Here is a 20219-nt window from a genome sequence, read left to right as displayed (position 1 = left end):
TAATTCGTCAGAACCAGAGATTTACTGCCGGAAGGCTTCCCCCTACGAGTATATTTTAAAAGTAGGGATCCCCGTTAGTATGTCATACCAGAAAATTATTATGAAAACAAATTCAGTTGCAACGATGCCATCTGAACCAGAAATAAAAGTGGGAAGTATGGGATTCCAAACAGCAATTAAAACCATAGCAACTCTGACATTATTGCTATTAGTAATGCCCCTGAATCTAACTTTGACAATGGTGGCATTGCTGAGATTCATCATCATCAAACCGTTCCAGTCTCGATCGCCCGCAACCAATCCGCAAACGATTTTGATCAGTGGCGGCAAGATGACTAAGGCATTACAGCTAGCCCGATCGTTCCACAAGGCCGGTCATCGGGTAATTTTGATAGAAACTGAGAAATACTGGCTAACCGGTCATCGTTACTCTTGGGCAGTCGATCGCTTTTATACAGTACCAAATCCCCAGACAGAGGAATACCCGCAAGCACTCTTAAAAATCGTCCAACAAGAGGGAGTTAATGTTTACGTGCCCGTTTGTAGTCCAGTCGCCAGTTACTACGATGCCGAAGTCCAAAGCGTACTTTCTCCCCACTGTACGGTAATGCACGTAGATGTCGAAATGCTGCAAAGATTGGATGATAAATATACATTTGCCGCCGCTGCGGAAGCCTTGGGGCTGCGAGTTCCGAAGTCTTACCTAATTACAAATCCCCAGCAAGTAATTGATTTTGACTTCACTGGTGCACAGCGCAAATACATTATCAAAAGTATTCCCTACGATTCTATTCGCAGATTAGATCTCACTAAATTACCCTGCGAAACCCCAGCCGAAACTGCCACTTTTGTCAACTCTTTACCAATTTCCGAGAGTAAACCTTGGATTATGCAAGAGTATATTCCGGGACAAGAGTTCTGCACTCACAGTACAATCCGTGATGGTCATATTCAGTTGCACTGTTGCTGTGAATCATCAGCATTTCAGGTAAACTATGAAAATGTCGATCGCCCAGACATCGAAAATTGGATTCGTCAGTTTGCCAAAAGCCTCAATTTGACTGGACAAGTTTCCTTTGATTTCATTCAGGCGGCGGATGATGGACAGATTTATGCGATCGAATGTAATCCCCGCACCCATTCAGCCATCACGATGTTTTATAACCATCCCGATGTCGCGAAGGCTTATTTAGATCGCGACTCTTTACCACAAACTGTGCAGCCCTTGGCATCTAGCCGCCCGACTTACTGGATTTACCACGAAATTTGGCGATTGGTGACTAATTTGTCGTCGCCAAAGCTAGTTTCTGAGCGGTTACAAATTATCGCCCAAGGTAAAGATGCCATCTTCGATTGGAACGATCCATTACCATTTTTGATGGTGCATCATTGGCAAATCCCATTGTTATTATGGGGCAATTTGCAGAAGCCGAAAGAGTGGATTCGGATTGATTTTAATATTGGCAAACTTGTGGAAATAGGAGGAGATTGAGTATGTCAGTATTACGAGTTTTGCATTTAGTTGGATCGGCAGTCAGTGATTTTTACTGTGATTTGTCGCGCCTTTATGCTCAAGATTGTTTGGAGAATACGGCTAATTCAGCACTGTATGAATTTCATATTGCCTATGTTTCTCCCGATCGCACTTGGCGTTTTCCGACATCTCTGGATAAAAGTGCGATCGAGGCCGCTCATCCCATGTCTTTAGCGGGCGCTGTGCAGGTGCTGACCGACCTCCAAATTGATGTAATGATCCCCCAGATGTTTTGCATCCCAGGCATGACTCAATACCGCAGCTTGTTCGATCTGCTGAATATTCCTTATGTGGGTAATCCCGCAGAGTTAATGGCGCTGGTGGCTGACAAAGCGAGGACTAAAGCAGTGGTAGCAGCCGCTGGGGTAAGTGTACCGTTGGGAGAAGTTGTCCGTGCGGGCGATCGAACTTTGATTGATTTCCCGATCGTACTTAAGCCAGTGAATAGTGATAATTCCATTGGAGTGGCTTTCGTGAAAAATGCTGCTGACTATGATGCAGCTTTGCAGAAAGCATTGACTCATTCAGATGAAGTGCTAGTAGAAAAATTCATTGAATTGGGTAGAGAAGTTCGCTGTGGAATCATCGTCAAAGCAGGCGAGTTAGTCTGTTTGCCACTAGAAGAATATGCTCTAGATGCCGATACAATGCCGATTCGGAGTTATGCCGATAAGCTGAAACAAAATGACGATGGCAGCTTGGGTTATGCCGCTAAAGATAGTACCAAATCGTGGATAGTTGACATCAGCGATTCGGCAACTGAGAGAGTTTGGGATATGGCCAGAAAATCTCATATAGCTTTGGGTTGTCGCCACTATAGTTTATTTGATTTTCGCATCGATCCGCAGGGAAAACCTTGGTTTTTGGAAGCGGGGCTTTACTGTTCTTTTGCTCAGAAAAGTGTACTTTCTGCGATGACGAAAGCATCGGGAACTTCTCTGGATACTTTTTTTGAAAGTATGTTGCAAAATGCTTTATGTAAAATCCCAAATAACTAAGGAATGATATAGAGGAGACGGCAATGCCGTGTCCCTACAGTATTATTGTGGGTAGGGACACGGCACTGCCGTCTCCTAATTTCTTGAGCCATAATACAGTTTCTGTAGGGTGCGTCGCGATCGACTAATTCAACGCACAGCGACAATCTCATGGCGACGCACCTGACAATCACGGCGGTGCGTCGCCATGAGATTATGGGAGGGAGATTACGGAAAAATTTGCCAGCGACGCACCCTACTTTCTGGGGGTCAACTAAATACTGATTTTTGATTTAGTCGATCGGCGCGATCGGTATTTTGATATTATGGACACGAGACTATAGCAGACTTCACTTCCTATGTCAAGAGTTACTGATATTGATACGAGTAACTCTTGTGTAATATTTGAGCTTTCCGCATACTAATCACCAGACAGAGGAAACCACAAACAATCACGTTTGATGAGTTCGTTGCTTGGTATCCAGAGAACTCTGTCCATAAGTACGAACTACATAATGGAGTAATTGTTGAAATGCCTTTAGGAACCGGCGACCATTCGGAAGTTACGGGTTTTATACACTCAAAACTAGCAGTTGAAATTGACCGTCGTGAATTACCCTACTCAATTCCAGGTGACTGCCTACTCAAGCTTTCCCGTGACGAAGCAGGTTATCAGCCAGACGTAATAGTCCTAGACAGAACCGCACTTGCAAATGAACCACGCTGGAAAAAAGAATCTATCATCACGATGGGGTCTTCGGTGCGATTGGCTGTAGAGGTTGTCAGCACGAACTGGCAAGATGATTACCTGGTTAAAGTAGCTGATTATGAAAGATTGGGTATCCTGGAATATTGGGTTGTGGATTATGCTGCTTTGGGCGGCAGACGCTTCATTGGCAATCCGAAACAACCTACTATCTCGGTTTACCAGTTGGTTGACGGGGAATATCAAATCAGCCAGTTTCGGGGAGATGACATAGTTGAGTCGCTGGCATTCCCAGAGTTGAAATTAACGGCAGAACAGATTTTTCGGGCTGGTCTGCCTGCAACCGAGCCAAGTTAGAATGAATAAGGCGATCGGTATCAAAAGGATATCAAATGGGGTACAAAACAACCCCAATTTTTTAACAAATCTGCGTTTTGTACCAAGTGCTGTTCTGTCAGGACGGGCGATCGGACTCACATCAGCTACAGTCCAATTTGTCAATGATAGCATCTATCGTTGTGTCATCTTTTAGCTTTCGAACAATCACGTTTGATGAGTTCGTTGCTTGGTATCCAGAGAACTCTGTCCATAAGTACGAACTACATAATGGAGTAATTGTTGAAATGCCTTTAGGAACTGGCCGCCATTGCCGCGTTATAGCTTTAACCAGGGACGAAATCATCGCAGAAATCAGGCGACTGAAATTGCCTTGCTTTATCCCCGCCCACTACCTGCTCAAACCCGTCCGCAACGAGGCGGGCTACCTGCCAGACGCAGTTGTCCTAGACGAAGCAGCTCTCACAAAAGAACCGCGCTGGGATAGGGAATCCATCATCACGATGGGGTCTTCGGTGCGACTGGCTGTAGAGGTCGTCAGTACCAACTGGCGGGACGATTACCATCTCAAATTCGCCGACTACGAAGAAATGGGCATCCCCGAATACTGGATTGTGGACTACCTCGGTTTGGGCGGCCGCAAGTTCATCGGTACTCCCAAACAACCCACACTATCGGTTTGCCAGTTGGTTGACGGCGAGTATCAGGTAAAACAGTTTAAGGGCGATGACATAGTTGAATCGCTGGCTTTCCCAGAGTTGAGGTTGACTACCGAGGTGATTTTTCGAGCCGGTCTGCCTCCAACCGAGCCGAGCTAGAACGACTGGGGGGCGATCGGATATTAAAAGAATATCAAAAATTGTACTTTGTACATTGTGTAATCTTCTAGCTTTCCGCATACTAATCACCAGACAGAGGAAACCGCAACATGATCCAAACCATATCCAAAACAATCACGTTTGATGAGTTCGTTGCCTGGTATCCAGAGAACTCTGTCCATAAGTACGAACTACACAACGGAGTAATTGTTGAAATGCCTTTAGGAACCGGCGACCATTCGGAAGTTACGGGTTTTCTTTCCAGTGAAATCAATTTTGAAATCAGACGGCTGCAATTGCCTTACTTTATCCCTGGTGATTGCCTAATTAAACCCGTCCGTGACGAAGCAGGTTATCAACCAGACGTAATAGTCCTAGACAGAACCGCACTTGCAAACGAACCACGCTGGAAAAAAGAATCCGTCATCACGATGGGATCTTCGGTGCGATTGGCTGTAGAGGTTGTCAGTACGAACTGGCAAGATGATTACCTGGTTAAAGTAGCTGATTATGAAAGATTGGGTATCCCGGAATATTGGGTTGTGGATTATGCTGCTTTGGGCGGCAGACGCTTTATTGGTAATCCGAAACAACCTACTATCTCGGTTTATCAGTTGGTTGACGGGGAATATCAAATCAGCCAATTTCGGGGAAATGACATAGTTGAATCGCTGGCATTCCCAGAGTTGAAATTAACGGCAGAGAAGATTTTTCTTGCTGGTTTGCCGAACTAACCAAAGCTGTTATTCCTAGACTTTCTGGTGTGATATAATCTGAAAAAGTGCGATCGATATTTATAAAAATTTATACCGTGCCGTAATGACTACGCCGCCGAATCCGCTGACTCCGACTCCGACACCATCCCAATCGAGTCCAACTCCTGTAGTGCCATCTCCTCCAGTAAGTACGAAATTGGGTACATTCACGCAAAAGTTAGTGATGAATGTTTTAGAGGTTGTCGATCAGGTGTTATATGGGTTAATGGGTCAACTTGGGAGAACAGTTTTTGGGTCAATTCAGGATGCGATCGCGATCGGTATTCTTTTAAAACTTCCCGGTTTAATCGGTGAAATTATTATCGGTAAAGATTTTTCAGGTTTCGATATTTGTCTAAAAGAAAGCCCTTGGGGTGTATCTCGTTATGCTTGTTTCATTATTGTAGCTTCTGATTTTTTGTTGTGGATAGTTCTCGCAGGTCGAATTATTGGTAGATTTTGGGCAGATTTAAAAGATTTGAAAAATAATCCCTAGGAGATATTTGATATGACTTTAGTCAACCGGAAACAAATTAGTCTTTATGAAGAAGCTGAAGCTGGATTAAATTCTTTAGTCAAGCAAACGGCTCAAGTTGGTGTTGGTTTGTTGGGGATACTGTTGCTGACAGGAGGAAGTCCGCCAGCTTTGACAGTAGGGTTAAGTGTAGTTGGGGGAATTGCGTTTGTTGCTTGGAGCGAAGAGAAGCGACTGACTAAATTTTATGCGAGGCAGACTCAGCTAATACAGAATTCTGTCATTGCGAGTGAAACGAAGCAATCGCAACTCAAACATCATCCTGTCATTGCGAGTGGAACAAAGCAATCGCAAATTCCTAATACCAGTGAGTCTGAGCCGACTAAATTTGAGGGACGACAATCGCAACTTCCTAACTCTAGTGAGTCTGAATTGCTTGCAAATGACATCAAACAAATCCTTGAAGCAGATACAGATAATTTATCGGAATTGATGAAACAGGCTGGTCTAAATCCAGATAAAGATTTAGCAGGAGCTGATTTAAGTAGTGTTAAAGCAGTTGGCTGCAAATTGAGCCGATTCAATCTCAGTGGCGCTGACTTAGATAATACCGATTTGAGTCGTACCGATCTGAGTTTTGCGAACTTAAGCAATGCTAAACTAACAAACGTAAAACTTTGTCGCGCTGACTTAAGTGGTGCTGACTTGAGAAATGCTTTGCTAATGGATGCCGACTTGAGTTTTGCCGACTTAAGCGATGCGGACTTGAGCGGTGCCGATTTGATTAATGCTGACTTAAGCAATGCCAATTTAAGCAATGCCAATTTGCACAATGCTAATTTGACAGCGACCAACCTGAGTACCGCCAATTTGAGCGATGCTAACTTGAGCAGTGCCAACTTGAGTGATGCCGATTTGAGCAATGCCGATTTGAGCAATGCCGACTTGAGCAATGCCAATCTGAGCACTGCCAAAGTAGAAAGTTCTCGATTTGGTAACAATGCCGGACTATCTGAAGATGCAAAGTATGAACTACAAAACCGAGGTGCAATCTTCCCGCAAGATTTCCCGCAAGACGAACGGATACTTGAATACGAGCTATAATAGTTGGGTAACTTTGGGGTAAGTAAAAAACTAACATGAATCAAACTTCTACAGTTACGATCGCCAATACATCTTATAAAATCCTCGCAGAACTCTCTGCAAACTCTGGAAAATCAATCCAAGCAGTTCTCGAACAAGCGATCGAACAATACCGAAGACAACAGTTTTTAGAAGCAGCAAACCAAGCTTATATTGCTCTACGCAATAACTCCGAAGCTTGGCAAGAAGAACTTGAAGAACGATCGGTCTGGGATATTACTTTAGAGGATGGTTTAGAATGACCTCAGCAGCAAAACCATCACGCGGTGATATATGGCTGATTGACTTGAATCCAATACGAGGACGCGAGCAGTCTGGCAAGCGTCCCTGTCTGATAGTATCTGTAGATTCATTCAATCAGGGTGCTTCGGCATTAGTCGTTGTGCTGCCAGTTACATCTAAGGATAAGGGAATCCCCTGGCACGTTGAAGTTAACCCTCCAGAAGGAGGACTTAGACAGCGAAGTTTCATCAAATGTGAAGATGTACGCTCAATTAGTATAGAAAGACTTTTTGAACTGTGGGGCGCAGTTTCTCCAACAACATTAATGATGGTAGAGGAAAGACTGCGTATTCTTTTAAATTTATAGAGAATCATCATATAAAATAATTCTGTACTGTGATAGATTTCCAGCGCAGAAACTCCCAAAAATCCGGTTTATTTGGTTTTGATGCTGAATTCCCGGTTCAAATTCACGCAACCTTGCAATTTTAGAAATTGTGTGATACCATAAAACGTTCTTGAAAATAGCGCAACAGCAAATATTACTGCATGGCAACGAAGCCAACGATCGCATTTACCCACCTCGGCTGCGAAAAAAATCGCATTGATACCGAACACATGATTGGCTTGCTGGCTCAAGCAGGCTATGAAGTCGATTCTAATGAAGAATTAGCCGATTACGTCGTCGTCAATACTTGCAGTTTTATCCAAGCTGCGCGAGAAGAATCAGTCCGCACCCTGGTAGAATTAGCCGAAGCTAATAAAAAAGTAGTCATCACTGGCTGCATGGCACAGCATTTTCAGCAGCAATTGCTGGATGAATTGCCCGAAGCCGTCGCAATTGTCGGCACTGGTGATTATCATAAAATAGTCGATGTGATGCAAAGGGTCGAAAAGGGCGATCGAGTTTCCCTCGTCTCTAGTGAACCTACTTACATCGCTGACGAAACTACTCCTCGCTATCGCACAACATCGGAAGGTGTCGCTTATCTGCGAATAGCCGAAGGCTGTGACTACCGTTGCGCTTTTTGCATTATCCCGCACTTGCGCGGAAATCAGCGATCGCGCACCATAGAATCTATTGTCGCTGAAGCTAAGCAATTAGCCTCCGAAGGGGTAAAGGAAATTATCCTAATTTCTCAAATTACCACCAACTACGGCAAAGATATTTATGGCGAACCCAAACTAGCCGAATTACTCCGCGCTTTGGGCGAAGTAGATGTACCTTGGATTCGGATGCACTACGCCTATCCTACAGGTTTGACTCCCCAAGTTGTCGAAGCCATCCGCGAAACTCACAACGTTTTGCCATACTTAGATTTACCGCTGCAACATTCCCATCCCGAAGTTCTGCGCGCGATGAATCGGCCTTTTCAAGCTGGGATTAATGATGCTATAGTCGATCGCCTGAAAGCATCAATTCCTGGTGCCGTGATGCGGACAACTTTTATAGTCGGCTTCCCTGGCGAAACAGACGAACACGCAGCACACTTGCTGGAATTTGTCAAGCGCCACGAATTCGATCACGTCGGAGTATTCACATTTTCCGCCGAAGAAGGCACCCCAGCCTACAGCTTGCCAAATCAACTCCCAGCAGAAAAAATGGAAATTTGGCGAAATGCAGTTATGGCGGCACAACAACCTATATCATTAAAAAAGAATCAAGAATCTGTCGGTCAGGTAGTTGATGTCCTGATAGAACAAGAACAACCAGAGACAGGTGAGTTGATTGGTAGATCCGCCCGGTTCTCCCCAGAAGTAGACGGACTCGTCTATGTGACAGGAGAAGCACGGCTGGGATCGATCGTACCTGTGAAAATTACAGACGCAGATTTCTACGACCTTCATGGTCAAGTAGAAATCGCTCGAACTGTCTCGTTAGCTAAAGCAGTATCAGCCCCCCGCTAGGAGCGTAGCCTCGCGTCGGGATGAGTGCCAGTGAGTTGACGATTCCACTCCCGCGAGTCGAATTCCAAGCCGTGCTGTGGAACAGCGACGGGGTGGATGAGGAAACGAGCAATTCTTCTGATAAAATTGGTACATCTTGACCACCAATGCCGTAAGCGAAAACCAAGCTCATAGGTACGTGTTGCCAGAAAAAGTATGGGTCTTGGAAGGACTCCTGCCCGGGCGAGGCAATGTAAGACCAATAGAATTACGGAGTTCTGGCGGCTGTTGCCAATGAATTGGGAAGCCCGTGCTCTACCGCAGGTCAGCGTCGGGTAGTTCACTGTTTTGTTTCTGAATGTAAAGAGTTATGCTAATATAAAGTCAGAAACCAGCGGGGAGAATTTGAGATTGCTTCGCCGTCCGCCCTACACCACAACGGTATCCCGAAAGAGTGTTGAGATGGATAGGCGGTAACGGTAGTCCAAAAACGGATAGAAGCCGCCGACGCCAGGAGTAGAGAGATTAAAATTTTAGACGCTAGTTCAAGCTGCCAGATTCATCTGTGGAGTAAATCTAAAATCTAAAATCTAAAATCTAAAATCGACTGACGGTCGCTACATACCCTGTTGAATCCCGCAGGCGACGGATTGCGGGATAGCGCCTGAACCAACAAAACTGTAACTACTATATATGTAGTAAAGTGGGGCTGGTCATCATCCTCACTATAAAATGCCCTAGAGAGAAAGCTTGCAAGTACCTCAAAGGAAGTCCAATGTACTGTTTAAAGAATGTTGGAAGCCGATAACCCCACCGCTGGCGGTTGGTATCGGTGATGTCAGAAAATCAAAGACGGCTGTCGAATCGGTAAATTAGTCACCATCGACGGAGCTGCCCTATACTCGATTGCTATTTGAAAAGGTGCGCGCAGGCGCAGCACCATACAGAACTCACAATGAGTTCCTGCCCTAGAGCAGAAATCCGCATCCGAGTTGGGCAACTTAGAAGGCTAAGACTCGTTATTAGGAGAATTAATGAATTTATTGTTTGAAGGTTTGGGTCTTTCCGAAGAACTCGTTCTCCATCTGGAAACACTCGGCTTTACAGAACCTACTCCCATCCAAGTACAAGCAATTCCGCACCTGCTAGCAGGCCGCGACGTTGTGGGTCAAGCTCAAACTGGAACGGGCAAAACGGCAGCATTCTCGTTGCCCATCTTGGAGCGGATTGATTTAGATCTAACTGCGGTGCAAGCATTGGTGCTCACACCGACTCGTGAATTGGCCATGCAGGTAACTGAAGCCATCCGCGATTTGAGCGGTATCAGCAGCGACGGCCCGGTAAAAGTCGGTCGCTCTCTGCAAGTTCTGACCGTGTACGGCGGTCAATCGATCGATCGCCAAATGCAGCGTTTGAAGCGCGGCGTTCACATTGTTGTCGGTACACCCGGACGCATATTGGATATGCTCAGCCGCGGCAGCCTGAAACTCGACAAGGTACAGTGGCTGGTTTTGGATGAAGCTGACGAAATGCTGAGCATGGGCTTTATCCAAGATGTGGAAAGAATCTTGGATGCTGCACCAAAAGACCGTCAAACGGCATTTTTCTCGGCGACGATGGAAGCTTCTATTCGGAAATTGGTAGCGCGGCATTTGCGGAACCCAGTCAACGTCACCGTAGAACAACCAAAAGCAACGCCGAAACGCATCAGCCAAGGCGTGTATATGGTTCCCCGCGGCTGGTCTAAGGCAAGAGCTTTGCAGCCAATCCTAGAAATGGAAGACCCGGAATCGGCGCTGATTTTTGTGCGGACTCGGCAGTCGGCGGCGGAACTTACTAGCCAACTGCAAGCAGCAGGCCACAGCGTTGACGAATATCACGGTAATTTGAATCAGGCACAGCGGGAACGTTTGCTGCATCGGTTCCGCCAATGTCAAGTCCGCTGGGTAGTGGCGACTGATATTGCTGCGCGGGGTTTGGATGTGGATCACTTGACTCACGTTATTAACTACGATTTGCCCGATAGCGTAGAAAGCTACGTTCACCGGATCGGACGCACGGGCCGGGCCGGCCGCGAAGGAACTGCGATCACGCTGATTCAACCAGTGGATCGCCGCAAATTGCGCTTGATTGAACGCCACGTGCGATCGAGCTTGACTGTACGAAACATTCCGACACGGGCACAAATTGAAGCTCGTCAGTTGGAAAAGATGCAGGGTAAAGTTCGCGAAGCTTTGGCTGGCGAACGAATGGCATCTTTCTTGCCTCTGGTGTCTCAGTTGTCCGAGGAATACGACTCCCATGCGATCGCCGCAGCAGCTTTGCAAATGGCCTTCGATCAAAGCCGTCCGGCTTGGATGGGCGCGGATTACGCTCAACAAGAAGATCCCCCTATTGGTGGAGAAAACAGCGTCAAGCCAATCTTGATCAAGAAGCGGGCTAAGACTGGCGCGCCGACTAATTCAGTCGGTTCGAGCGTTCCTGCTCCCGTTCCCCAGAACAGCTAATTAGTAGGGTGCGCGCTGCGCGCCTTATTTTCTAACTGGTAGGGTGCGAAATTCGCACCTTATTTTTTTATGTGTGGAATTAATCTATAGGTACGTTGTTGCGCTTCAGCGCTCTTTCATAGATATAAAGAGCGCTGAAGCGCAACTACGTACCTAGACTGCACGCGATCCTAAATACTTGTTTTGAGCAAACCTGAAAATCCTCTGAAGCAAGAAGGACTCTTCGTCCGAACGATCGAACTTCTAGACGTTGATTTTTGGAAGGTTGTGTAGTATTTTAGTTGAGCTGCGTGCCGACAATAATCTTTTGCACGCGATCGCCCTTCAGTTCCAAAACCAAATTAGAAGCCTTTTGGTCGTTGCTGTAAGTCAACCGACTCACTCCACCCTGCACGGATTGCGAGCTGTAACCGTAAGTTTTAAGGACTTTTTGACTTTTATCTCCTACCTTAATACTACTCGTTGTTACGTACTTGGGATTCGTAGTAGAAATTAAATAAACTTTGCCATTCCAGGCTGCTACCGTCAATTTCGAGTAGGTTAGCGTGCGAATCTTGCCACCCATAGCCTTGCTACCCGGTTTAGTTTCATCCCGCTGCGGTTTGCCCAACTTGCGTTTAGCCTCTTCTACAGACATCCCCAAACGAACTGGGCCAATCCCCAAGCGCGAATAGTCGATCGCCGCCGGCTTTTGTGTGGCGTTCAACATACTTTCTAGAGCCACAACAGTTTGATTCATACCCACAACAGGGCGAATTAAAGCAGCAAATCCGAAGCTCGAAATTGCGATATTGAGCATGATGCCAGCAACGGCTGTTGTCACAAACAATCTTACCATTTTTTTATACCTTTATTTTGCAGTTTATTCCTGCAATACCCTGTTATATCCGGATAAATACTAATGATTGCGGGCGAATACAATTCGCTCCTAAACAGGCAAAGTCCGCCTGCGAGGACTCAAGCAGTAAGGATATTCATCCCCAAAAATATAACATAGAGAAACCCGGTTTCAGCAGGGGGCGTACCCCCGTGTTCGTCTTGATTCGGGGTTTCTGAATACCAACACCATTTTACGTTTAATTAGCGCGAATACTTCATCACCGGAATGGGTGTGATATCCTAACAAAAGCCCTTTCTCCATAAAATTTGCAATTTAGATGACCGCCATAGATTCCACTAAACACCAGAAATCTAAAGCCCTGAAACCGGGCAGCCGCCGCCCCGCTAAAGAACTTTGCAGCGAGTGCGGTTTGTGCGATACATATTATATCCATTATGTCAAGGAAGCTTGCGCTTTCTTAACTCAGCATATCGCAGAACTGGAAGAGGAGATTCACGGGCGATCGCGCAATCTCGACAATCCCGACGATTGGTACTTCGGCGTCAGTCAAAATATGATGGCGGCTAAGAAAAAAGAACCAATAGAAGGCGCTCAGTGGACGGGAATTGTCAGCTCAATTGCGATCGAAATGCTGGAAAAAGGCATTGTTGAAGGTGTTGTCTGCGTTCAAAATACCAAAGAAGACCGCTTTCAACCGATGCCTATAATTGCGAGAAATCGCGAAGAAATTCTCGCTGCAAAAGTCAACAAGCCAACTCTATCTCCCAACCTTTCAGTGTTGGAACAAATCGAGAAGTCGGGGATGAAACGGCTGTTAGTAATTGGCGTCGGCTGTCAAATTCAAGCATTGCGTACAGTCGAGAAACAACTCGGTTTAGAAAAGCTCTACGTTCTCGGAACTCCCTGTGTAGATAATGTTAGCCGCGCGGGCTTACAGAAATTCCTAGACACGACTAGCCGTTCTCCTGAAACGGTGGTATCTTACGAGTTTATGCAAGACTTTAACGTTCACTTCAAACACGAAGATGGTTCTACGGAAAAAGTGCCATTTTTCGGATTGAATACAAAAGAATTGAAAGATGTGTTTGCTCCTTCTTGTTTGAGCTGTTTTGATTACGTTAATTCCTTAGCAGATTTAGTGGTGGGCTACATGGGCGCACCTTTTGGCTGGCAGTGGATTGTGGTACGAAATGATACCGGACAAGAAATGTTAGACTTGGTAATGGATCAGCTAAACACTCAGCCGGTGATGTCTCAGGGAAACAGAAAAGAGGCTGTTCAACAAAGTATTCCGGCTTACGAGAAAGGTGTGACTTTGCCGATGTGGGCGGCGAAGTTGATGGGGGTTTTTATTGAAAGAATTGGGCCGAAGGGTTTGGAATATGCCCGTTTTTCAATTGATTCTCATTTCACTCGCAATTATCTGTATGTGAAGCGGAATCACCCGGAGAAATTGGAGGCTCATGTGCCGGAATATGCTAAGCGAATTGTGGGGCAGTATAAGTTGCCAGAGGTTTAAGCTGGTAGGGTGCATGATATTATGCCCTGTTAATTACTATTAATAAAAAATGTTTGTAGTGAGGACTTTAGTCCTCGGATGGATGCGGACTAAAGTCCTCACTACAAACCAGTTTTTTTGTGGTAGCTAACTGACGCGCACTACTCCTTGGGCGATTGAAATTATGCAACTCCAAAGCCTGTATATTCGCGCGCGTAAGTTGGCTGAAGTCCTAGCACAATATCCTCTTTGGGTATTCCCATTTCTACCAATTCGTCAGCAATCTGCCTGTCTGTTTGATTTCGCTGAATCCAGATTTTGCCATTTTTAATATCCAAATGAAACACACAGTTATACACGCGGCGGTGTGTGTCCCATCCTAAATCGATGACAAGATAGCGATCTTTTTCTTTGTCAAAAATTGTTTCTACTTCAATTTCTCCGTTAATTGGTGCTATCTTGCTGTCTTCAATTAGCAGCTTTTGAATGCACTGACGGTAATGCTCTAGTCGATCCATTTGACTATTGCCTCCTGAGTTGATTTTAAATAGATATGTAAACTTGTAGGGTGCGTCAGCTAGAAGCTGCTGGATGATTCAACAAATAATCCTACTGACGCACCCTACGAGTCTACGCCTGAGCCGTCAGCTCCTTGCAGTAAACTATCTTGTCATGGCCTGCTTTGTAGAAGTCGCGAATCCGCGCTTCTTCGTCGTAACCGCACTTGCGGTAGAACGATCGCACGCGATCGAACTCCGGGAGTCCCGACGTTTCCACCAGCAACACGCGCCCGCTCCGCGCCATCAAGGTTTGTTCCATGTAGCGCAGCAATGTCGCACCGCGTCCTTGTCCCTGGCGATCGGGTAAGATGGCGATTAATTGCAAGTTCCACGTGCGATCGGTCATTGGTTCGAGCTCGCAGTAGGCGACACCCACGGGCCCGCCGTCGTCATCGGTAATCCAGAAGCGATCGCCATCGTTGTTAGTGGCGAAGTAATCGGCTAGCACATTCCTACAAATCAGCAGCGTGTTCCTTCAACTCGTTCAAAGAAACGTATTCCAAAGTTAAGACATGAGTCGCCGACAAAACCACAAGTGGCGCACATCCAGCATCCATTGCTTCCTTCCAGCGCGAAGCACACAAACACCAACAATCCCCTGGCTTCAATCCCGGAAATTTAAAATCGGGAACCGGGGTACTCAAATCGTTTCCCATTCTTTTGGTGTACTTCAAAAACTCTTCTGTCACTTTTGCACAAACGGTGTGAGCCCCTAAATCTCCGCCACCCGTATTGCATTTTCCGTCCCGATAATAGCCTGTCATGGGCGATGTGCAGCAAGTTTCTAATTTTGTTCCCAGCACATTTGTCGCTTCCGTAACCATCGCAACTCCTCCACACAACTCTGCGATCTAATTTTACACAAAAGGTGGTTTTTTATATATCTTTTTCCATTGCAAAGTTAATAAATTTTTGTCCTCTCCGCTCTACTTCTTGTTTTCTAATCAGAATAAATCCCTGGGTTTCAAAAAAAAGTCGAGCTGTAATGCTGGCTTCGGTAAATAACTTTCTAAGTCCTAACTCTTTGGCTTTTAACTCGATTTGTGTTAAAATTAGCGTCCCAACTCCTTGTCTTTGAAAGTCTTTGTGACAGTAAAAGCGATCGATATGGCCGTTGATTTCTAATTCTCCAAAACCTGCGATTGTATCGCCCTCTGCTGCTACGAAGGTAAATTTACTGCTTAAACTTTGCATCCACTTTTGAATGTCGGTATCTGCTGGCGCCCAAGCATCTACTTGGGCTGTTGTGTAATCGCGGATATTTACTTCGTGCACGGTGTCGTAAAATAGTTTGACAATTTTTTCAGTGTCGCCGATTTCGTAGGTTCGTACTTTCATGAGATTTAAGGTGCAGATTCCCACGATCGATTCGGGGCTTTTATGTGGAGATTGATGGCGGGGTGTTTTGGATTTCTGGCTCAAATCGCCGCGACAAATTGACTCCAAAGATAATTTTACTGCACCCCTTGACAAGCTCTGGTAGTCTGTGCAACATTAATTATAACAACTGTTCGATATACTTATATTTTCCAATATCAGCCGTCAAAAGCTTTTTGTGTATTCGTTTATACTATATCGGATGTTCGATATAGGAATATTTGGTCGATCGCCCTTAAATCTCCGATAACCTAGGATCTAGAATCAAAAATCTGAAGATCGATCCATGCCAAAAATAGTTGACCGCGAATTGTACCGCAAAGAATTACTGAACAAAAGTTTTGAGCTTTTTGCCGAAAAAGGCTATTCCTCCGTCACAATGCGAGAAATTGCCTCAGGAATTGGAGTTTCTACAGGAACCCTTTACCACTATTTCCCGAGTAAAGAAAGTTTGTTCGAGCAGTTAATTGTATATTTGAGCTATGAAGATACAAAAGAAGAAGCACTGGCTGAGTTAGGAAATCCACCAACTCTCGGAGAAAAAGTTGAACAACTGATGAATTATCTCAGCGGAATTGAAGATTATATGCTGAAGAATCTGTTAATTACCTTCGAGTTTTGCCACCAAAAGACTCGCAAAGAGATTGATAGCAATCAAGCACTCCAGCTAGCAGGAAAGCGTTATGAAGAGGCACTCATTTGCTACCTGGGTATCTCCGATCCAGCGCTCGCTAAATTTGTCATTTGTTATATTGACGGTTTGGTGGCAAGAAGATTTTATCAAGGCGAAAGGATATCTTTTACAGAACAAGCGAATGTATTAAAAAATATATTACTCGCTTATTTAGAAAAAAAACAATCGCACATTTAGGAGGAATATGAATTTTCAATTTTTCATCAAGCCTAAAAATCCATTGGTAATGGGATTGGTAGTTGCTGGCGCTGCTATTAGCATCGGTACAACTTTTTACGGTATTTCTCAGTTTGGATCTTTAGCTAAAAATGCTGAACCTTTACCCGTAGAAACACCGCCGCCCAGGAAAATCACGGCTTTGGGAAGACTGGAACCGCTGGGGGAAGTGATTCGCTTGGGGGTGTCGCAGGCGTTGGATGGCGATCGCGTGGCGAAGCTTTTAGTCAAAGAGGGCGATCGCGTGAAAGCAGGGCAGTCGATCGCAATTTTGGATGCGGGCGATCGGCTAAAATCTGCTTTAGACGAAGCCAAAGAAAAAGTCAAAGTTGCTGAAGCCAGTTTAGCAAAGGTAAAAGCCGGGGCAAAGTCGGGAGAACTTGCAGCACAATCTGCGACAATTGGCAAGCTAGAAGCCCAATTGCAAGGAAACCAGGCGGCACAACAAGCAACAGTCGATCGCATTCAAGCGCAATGGAAAGGAGAAAAAACCGCACAGCAAGCAACCATCAGCAGAATAACCGCACAATGGCAAGGAGAAAGAAAAGTACAAACAGCCACAATTAGTCGCATAACTGCACAATGGCAAGGAGAAAAAACAGCACAAACAGCAGCAATTAACAAATTAAAAGCCGAGTCAAATAATGCCCAAACCGAATACCTGCGGCACAAAGAACTTGTTACCGAAGGCGCAATTTCTAACTCCGTCATGGACAGCAAACGACTGTCATTAGAAACAAGTCGCCAGGAACTTAAAGAAGCCGAAGCAAATCTCAGCCGCATCAACAGTACGGCCAAGCAGCAGCTTAAAGAAGGCGAAGCAAATCTCACCCGAATTAACAGTACAGGAATCCAGCAACTCAACGAAGCAGAAGCAAATCTTGCCAGAATTAACAGTACAGCAATCCAGCAGTTAGCAGAAGCAGAAGCAACACTTAAGCGCATCAAAAATAGTGGCAGCGAAGAACTAAAAGAAGCCCAAGCAACTCTCGACAAAATAGGCGAAGTGCGCCCGGTAGATATCCAAGCAGCCCAAACCGAAATCAACAGCGCCATCGCCCAAGTCAAGCGCGCCGAAACCGAATTAAATCAAGCTTACATCCGCACTCCCAACGCCGGAAAAATCCTCAAGATTCACACCCGCGCCGGGGAAAAAATTAGTGATGACGGCATTGCAGACGTAGGAGAAACTCAGCAAATGGTAGTCGTTGCCGAAGTTTACCAAACCGACATCAGCAAAATCAAGGTTGGGCAAAAAGCAGGTGTTACCAGCCAAGCATTTTCAGGAGAATTGCCGGGAACTGTTAAAGAAATCGGCTTAAAAGTCAGCAAGCAAAACGTGTTTAGCAACCAGCCAGGAGAAAACTTGGACAGCCGAGTTGTGGAGGTGAAAATTCACCTGAATCCTGAAGCTAGCAAAAAAGTTGCGGGATTGACAAATTTGCAGGTACAAGTAGCAATTCAAAATTAGGGAGATTGAGAAACATGGGAGAATTGGGGCCAGATCCAAACCGACCGTATCCGATGGTAGACCAGCGCCGGGTTTGCTTTATCAAAAACTTTATTAAATCGCCCAATATTATTGTCGGCGATTACTCTTACTACGACGATCCGATCGACCCGGAAAATTTCGATAGAAACGTACTTTACAATTACGGGAGTGATAAATTAATTATTGGTAAATTTTGTGCGATCGCCACCAACGTCAAATTCATCATGAACGGTGCAAATCACAAACTCGATGGCATTTCTACCTATCCATTTCCAGTCTTTGGGAACGGCTGGGAAACAGCTATGAATCTATTAATCGAACTACCAACTAAAGGCGATACAATTATTGGTAATGATGTTTGGATAGGTTACGAATCGGTGATTATGCCGGGAGTTAAAATCGGCGACGGTGCAATTATTGCTGCTAAATCTGTTGTAGTAAAAGATGTTCCCGCTTACACCGTTGTCGGCGGAAATCCCGCTGGTTTAATTAAGCAGCGTTTCAGCGATGCTGAGGTGGCGCAATTATTACAAATGCGCTGGTGGGATTGGGAAGTTGACAAGATTTCGCGCCATATTAACTTAATTATGCAATCCGATATTCAAGCGCTGAGTAATGCCGATCAGACTTAGGCAATCGCCGACAAAGAAACCGGATTTTTTACCGATATTAAAGGCTGCGATGCAATATCTTCGCAAAAAACCCGGTTTCTGCCCACCGGATGAGCCCAATTACCGCACTCGCCGACAAAGAAACCGGGTTTTTACCGAAATTAAAGGCTACGATGCAATATCTTCGTAAAAAACCCGGTTTCTGCCCACCGGATTATCCCAATTCCCAATTCCCAATTCCCAATTCCCAATTCCCAATTCCCCAAATATTATGTTTCGCAAAACACCCCTTGCTTGGTTGCAAGTAACCAGAGAAAAAACCCGCCTCGCTGTTGCTATCGCCGGAATTGCCTTTGCAGATATTCTGATTTTTGTGCAACTCGGCTTTCAAGATGCACTCTTCGATTCTGCTGTTAAGCCGCACGAAAGTTTACAGACAGATTTAGTGTTAATCAATCCTCAATTTGAAACTTTTGCTGCGGTAAAACAGTTCAAAAGAGAGCGACTTTATCAAGCACAAGGAGTCGCGGGAGTCAAGTCTGTCACTTCTTTATATATTGGGATGGGACAGTGGCGAAATCCCACAAACCGCACTACGCGAGGAATTTTAATTTTTGGCATAGATCCTGGCAACACAACATTTATTTTGCCAGATGTCAATCAGAATTTGGCTCAACTTCAAAAGTTCAATAATGTGTTATTTGACCAAGCTTCTAGACCTGAGTATGGGGAAATTGCCAATATTTTTAATACACAATCTACCCTCGAAACTGAACTTAACAAACGAAATATTCAAGTAGGAGGAGTATTTACTCTCGGTACTTCTTTCGTGGCTGATGGCAATGTCATTGCTAGCGATTCTACTTTCATGAATTTATTTCCAGAACGCAAACCAGATGAAATTGATGTGGGTTTAATTCAGTTGCAACCGGGGGCTGACATCCTCAAAGTTCAATCAATGTTGAAAGCTATTTTGCCGGATGATGTGAAAGTTCTGACTTTAGCAGAATTTGCGGAAATTGAAAAGGCTTATTGGGGAAATGCTACTCCGATTGGTTTTATTTTTGGATTTGGTACGATTATCGGATTCATTGTTGGTTTGATTATTGTTTACCAAATTTTGTATTCAGATGTTTCCGATCACTTGGCTGAGTACGCGACTTTAAAAGCTATGGGATATAGCGATCGCTATTTAGTCGGAGTTTTAGTTCAGGAAGCTTTGTTATTAGCTATTTTGGGTTTTATGCCGGGAATTGTTTTGGCTAACGGACTGTATTCCCTAGCGCAGTCTGCTACATTGCTGCCAATTGCAATGACAACAAATCGAGCGACTACTGTGTTGGGTTTGACGATTGTGATGTGTACTGGTTCTGGGGCGCTGGCTTTGCGGAAATTGCGATCGGCCGATCCGGCAGATATTTTCTAAGCTGTTGTGGCATTTTAATTTAATTTTTGGGCGGGCTAGAAGCCCACCCCACAAGAGATGGAAGAAACAGGATTGCCAAAATTAAATGTGTACCAGCTTAGAACCAAACAAAATACCTCCATTAATTGTGGCACGGGCGTCTCG

Annotated in this window: 22 protein-coding genes; 16 read left to right on the top strand and 6 right to left on the bottom strand. The window is 45.1% G+C overall.

Annotation, left to right across the window (positions count from 1 at the left end; translation table 11 throughout):
• Positions 1–100 precede the first annotated feature (100 nt).
• From JGK07_RS24290 to rimO, 10 genes are all read left to right on the top strand, one after another.
• Complete coding sequence (locus JGK07_RS24290) at positions 101–1492, top strand: ATP-grasp domain-containing protein (protein WP_363319220.1); 1392 nt, start codon at positions 101–103, stop codon at positions 1490–1492.
• Between the two features lie 2 nt (positions 1493–1494).
• Positions 1495–2532, top strand: a complete 1038-nt coding sequence (locus tag JGK07_RS24285; RefSeq protein WP_293207736.1) for an ATP-grasp domain-containing protein — start codon at positions 1495–1497, stop codon at positions 2530–2532.
• A gap of 403 nt (positions 2533–2935) precedes the next feature.
• Positions 2936–3574 (top strand): Uma2 family endonuclease, encoded by a 639-nt coding sequence (locus tag JGK07_RS24280; protein WP_293291087.1) that lies wholly within the window; start codon positions 2936–2938, stop codon positions 3572–3574.
• Positions 3575–3717: 143 nt separating this feature from the next.
• Complete coding sequence (locus tag JGK07_RS24275; protein WP_293291084.1) at positions 3718–4371, top strand: Uma2 family endonuclease; 654 nt, start codon at positions 3718–3720, stop codon at positions 4369–4371.
• A 110-nt stretch (positions 4372–4481) separates the two neighbouring features.
• Positions 4482–5105: a Uma2 family endonuclease gene (locus JGK07_RS24270; protein WP_293184919.1), complete on the top strand. Its 624-nt coding sequence runs from the start codon at positions 4482–4484 to the stop codon at positions 5103–5105.
• Positions 5106–5190: 85 nt separating this feature from the next.
• Entirely contained in the window at positions 5191–5622 is a 432-nt protein-coding gene (locus tag JGK07_RS24265) for a hypothetical protein (RefSeq protein WP_293184920.1), read from the top strand.
• 12 nt (positions 5623–5634) lie between these two features.
• Positions 5635–6705, top strand: a complete 1071-nt coding sequence (locus tag JGK07_RS24260; protein WP_293184921.1) for a pentapeptide repeat-containing protein — start codon at positions 5635–5637, stop codon at positions 6703–6705.
• A gap of 35 nt (positions 6706–6740) precedes the next feature.
• The gene (locus JGK07_RS24255; RefSeq protein WP_293184923.1) at positions 6741–6986 is read left to right on the top strand and encodes a hypothetical protein; all 246 of its coding nucleotides are present in this window, start codon (positions 6741–6743) and stop codon (positions 6984–6986) included.
• Complete coding sequence (locus JGK07_RS24250) at positions 6983–7333, top strand: type II toxin-antitoxin system PemK/MazF family toxin (RefSeq protein WP_293184925.1); 351 nt, start codon at positions 6983–6985, stop codon at positions 7331–7333. The genes JGK07_RS24255 and JGK07_RS24250 overlap by 4 nt, the downstream gene beginning before the upstream one ends.
• Before the next feature lie 182 nt (positions 7334–7515).
• A complete protein-coding gene (gene rimO, locus JGK07_RS24245; RefSeq protein ID WP_293212289.1) occupies positions 7516–8874 on the top strand; it encodes a 30S ribosomal protein S12 methylthiotransferase RimO in 1359 nt (452 codons plus the stop codon).
• Here the strand turns inward: rimO and JGK07_RS24240 are convergent.
• Entirely contained in the window at positions 8849–9046 is a 198-nt protein-coding gene (locus tag JGK07_RS24240; protein WP_293184928.1) for a hypothetical protein, read from the bottom strand. The genes rimO and JGK07_RS24240 overlap by 26 nt on opposite strands.
• Positions 9047–9887: 841 nt before the next feature.
• Here JGK07_RS24240 and JGK07_RS24235 point away from each other — a divergent pair.
• The gene (locus tag JGK07_RS24235) at positions 9888–11360 is read left to right on the top strand and encodes a DEAD/DEAH box helicase (protein WP_293184930.1); all 1473 of its coding nucleotides are present in this window, start codon (positions 9888–9890) and stop codon (positions 11358–11360) included.
• 277 nt (positions 11361–11637) lie between these two features.
• On the opposite strand, the gene JGK07_RS24230 is transcribed toward JGK07_RS24235, so the two are convergent.
• On the bottom strand, positions 11638–12183 hold the full coding sequence (locus tag JGK07_RS24230) for a hypothetical protein (RefSeq protein WP_293184932.1): 546 nt from the start codon (positions 12181–12183) through the stop codon (positions 11638–11640).
• Positions 12184–12517: 334 nt separating this feature from the next.
• Between JGK07_RS24230 and JGK07_RS24225 the strand changes: the two genes are divergently transcribed.
• A complete protein-coding gene (locus JGK07_RS24225; RefSeq protein WP_293191724.1) occupies positions 12518–13720 on the top strand; it encodes a Coenzyme F420 hydrogenase/dehydrogenase, beta subunit C-terminal domain in 1203 nt (400 codons plus the stop codon).
• 161 nt (positions 13721–13881) lie between these two features.
• Here the strand turns inward: JGK07_RS24225 and JGK07_RS24220 are convergent, their stop codons facing one another.
• From JGK07_RS24220 to JGK07_RS24205, 4 genes are all read right to left on the bottom strand, one after another.
• Complete coding sequence (locus JGK07_RS24220; RefSeq protein ID WP_293184934.1) at positions 13882–14217, bottom strand: XisI protein; 336 nt, start codon at positions 14215–14217, stop codon at positions 13882–13884.
• A 112-nt stretch (positions 14218–14329) separates the two neighbouring features.
• Positions 14330–14707, bottom strand: coding sequence for a GNAT family N-acetyltransferase (locus JGK07_RS24215; RefSeq protein ID WP_293184936.1), 378 nt, complete (start codon positions 14705–14707; stop codon positions 14330–14332).
• A 4-nt stretch (positions 14708–14711) separates the two neighbouring features.
• Positions 14712–15083 (bottom strand): DUF2237 domain-containing protein, encoded by a 372-nt coding sequence (locus JGK07_RS24210; protein WP_293184938.1) that lies wholly within the window; start codon positions 15081–15083, stop codon positions 14712–14714.
• Between the two features lie 52 nt (positions 15084–15135).
• Positions 15136–15597, bottom strand: coding sequence for a GNAT family N-acetyltransferase (locus JGK07_RS24205; RefSeq protein ID WP_293184939.1), 462 nt, complete (start codon positions 15595–15597; stop codon positions 15136–15138).
• 325 nt (positions 15598–15922) lie between these two features.
• Between JGK07_RS24205 and JGK07_RS24200 the strand changes: the two genes are divergently transcribed.
• From JGK07_RS24200 to devC, 4 genes are all read left to right on the top strand, one after another.
• Entirely contained in the window at positions 15923–16507 is a 585-nt protein-coding gene (locus tag JGK07_RS24200) for a TetR/AcrR family transcriptional regulator (protein ID WP_293191726.1), read from the top strand.
• Positions 16508–16514: 7 nt separating this feature from the next.
• Positions 16515–18017, top strand: a complete 1503-nt coding sequence (locus tag JGK07_RS24195; protein ID WP_293191728.1) for an efflux RND transporter periplasmic adaptor subunit — start codon at positions 16515–16517, stop codon at positions 18015–18017.
• A gap of 14 nt (positions 18018–18031) precedes the next feature.
• Positions 18032–18670 (top strand): Vat family streptogramin A O-acetyltransferase, encoded by a 639-nt coding sequence (locus JGK07_RS24190; RefSeq protein ID WP_293184942.1) that lies wholly within the window; start codon positions 18032–18034, stop codon positions 18668–18670.
• Positions 18671–18920: 250 nt separating this feature from the next.
• Positions 18921–20075, top strand: coding sequence for an ABC transporter permease DevC (gene devC, locus JGK07_RS24185; protein WP_293184944.1), 1155 nt, complete (start codon positions 18921–18923; stop codon positions 20073–20075).
• Positions 20076–20219: the final 144 nt, after the last annotated feature.

The sequence above is a fragment of the Microcoleus sp. PH2017_24_DOB_U_A genome, assembly GCF_020738205.1.
Lineage (GTDB): Bacteria > Cyanobacteriota > Cyanobacteriia > Cyanobacteriales > Microcoleaceae > Microcoleus.
The sequence above is the reverse complement of the archived record's forward strand: the minus strand, read 5'-3'. Positions and strand labels throughout refer to the sequence as shown.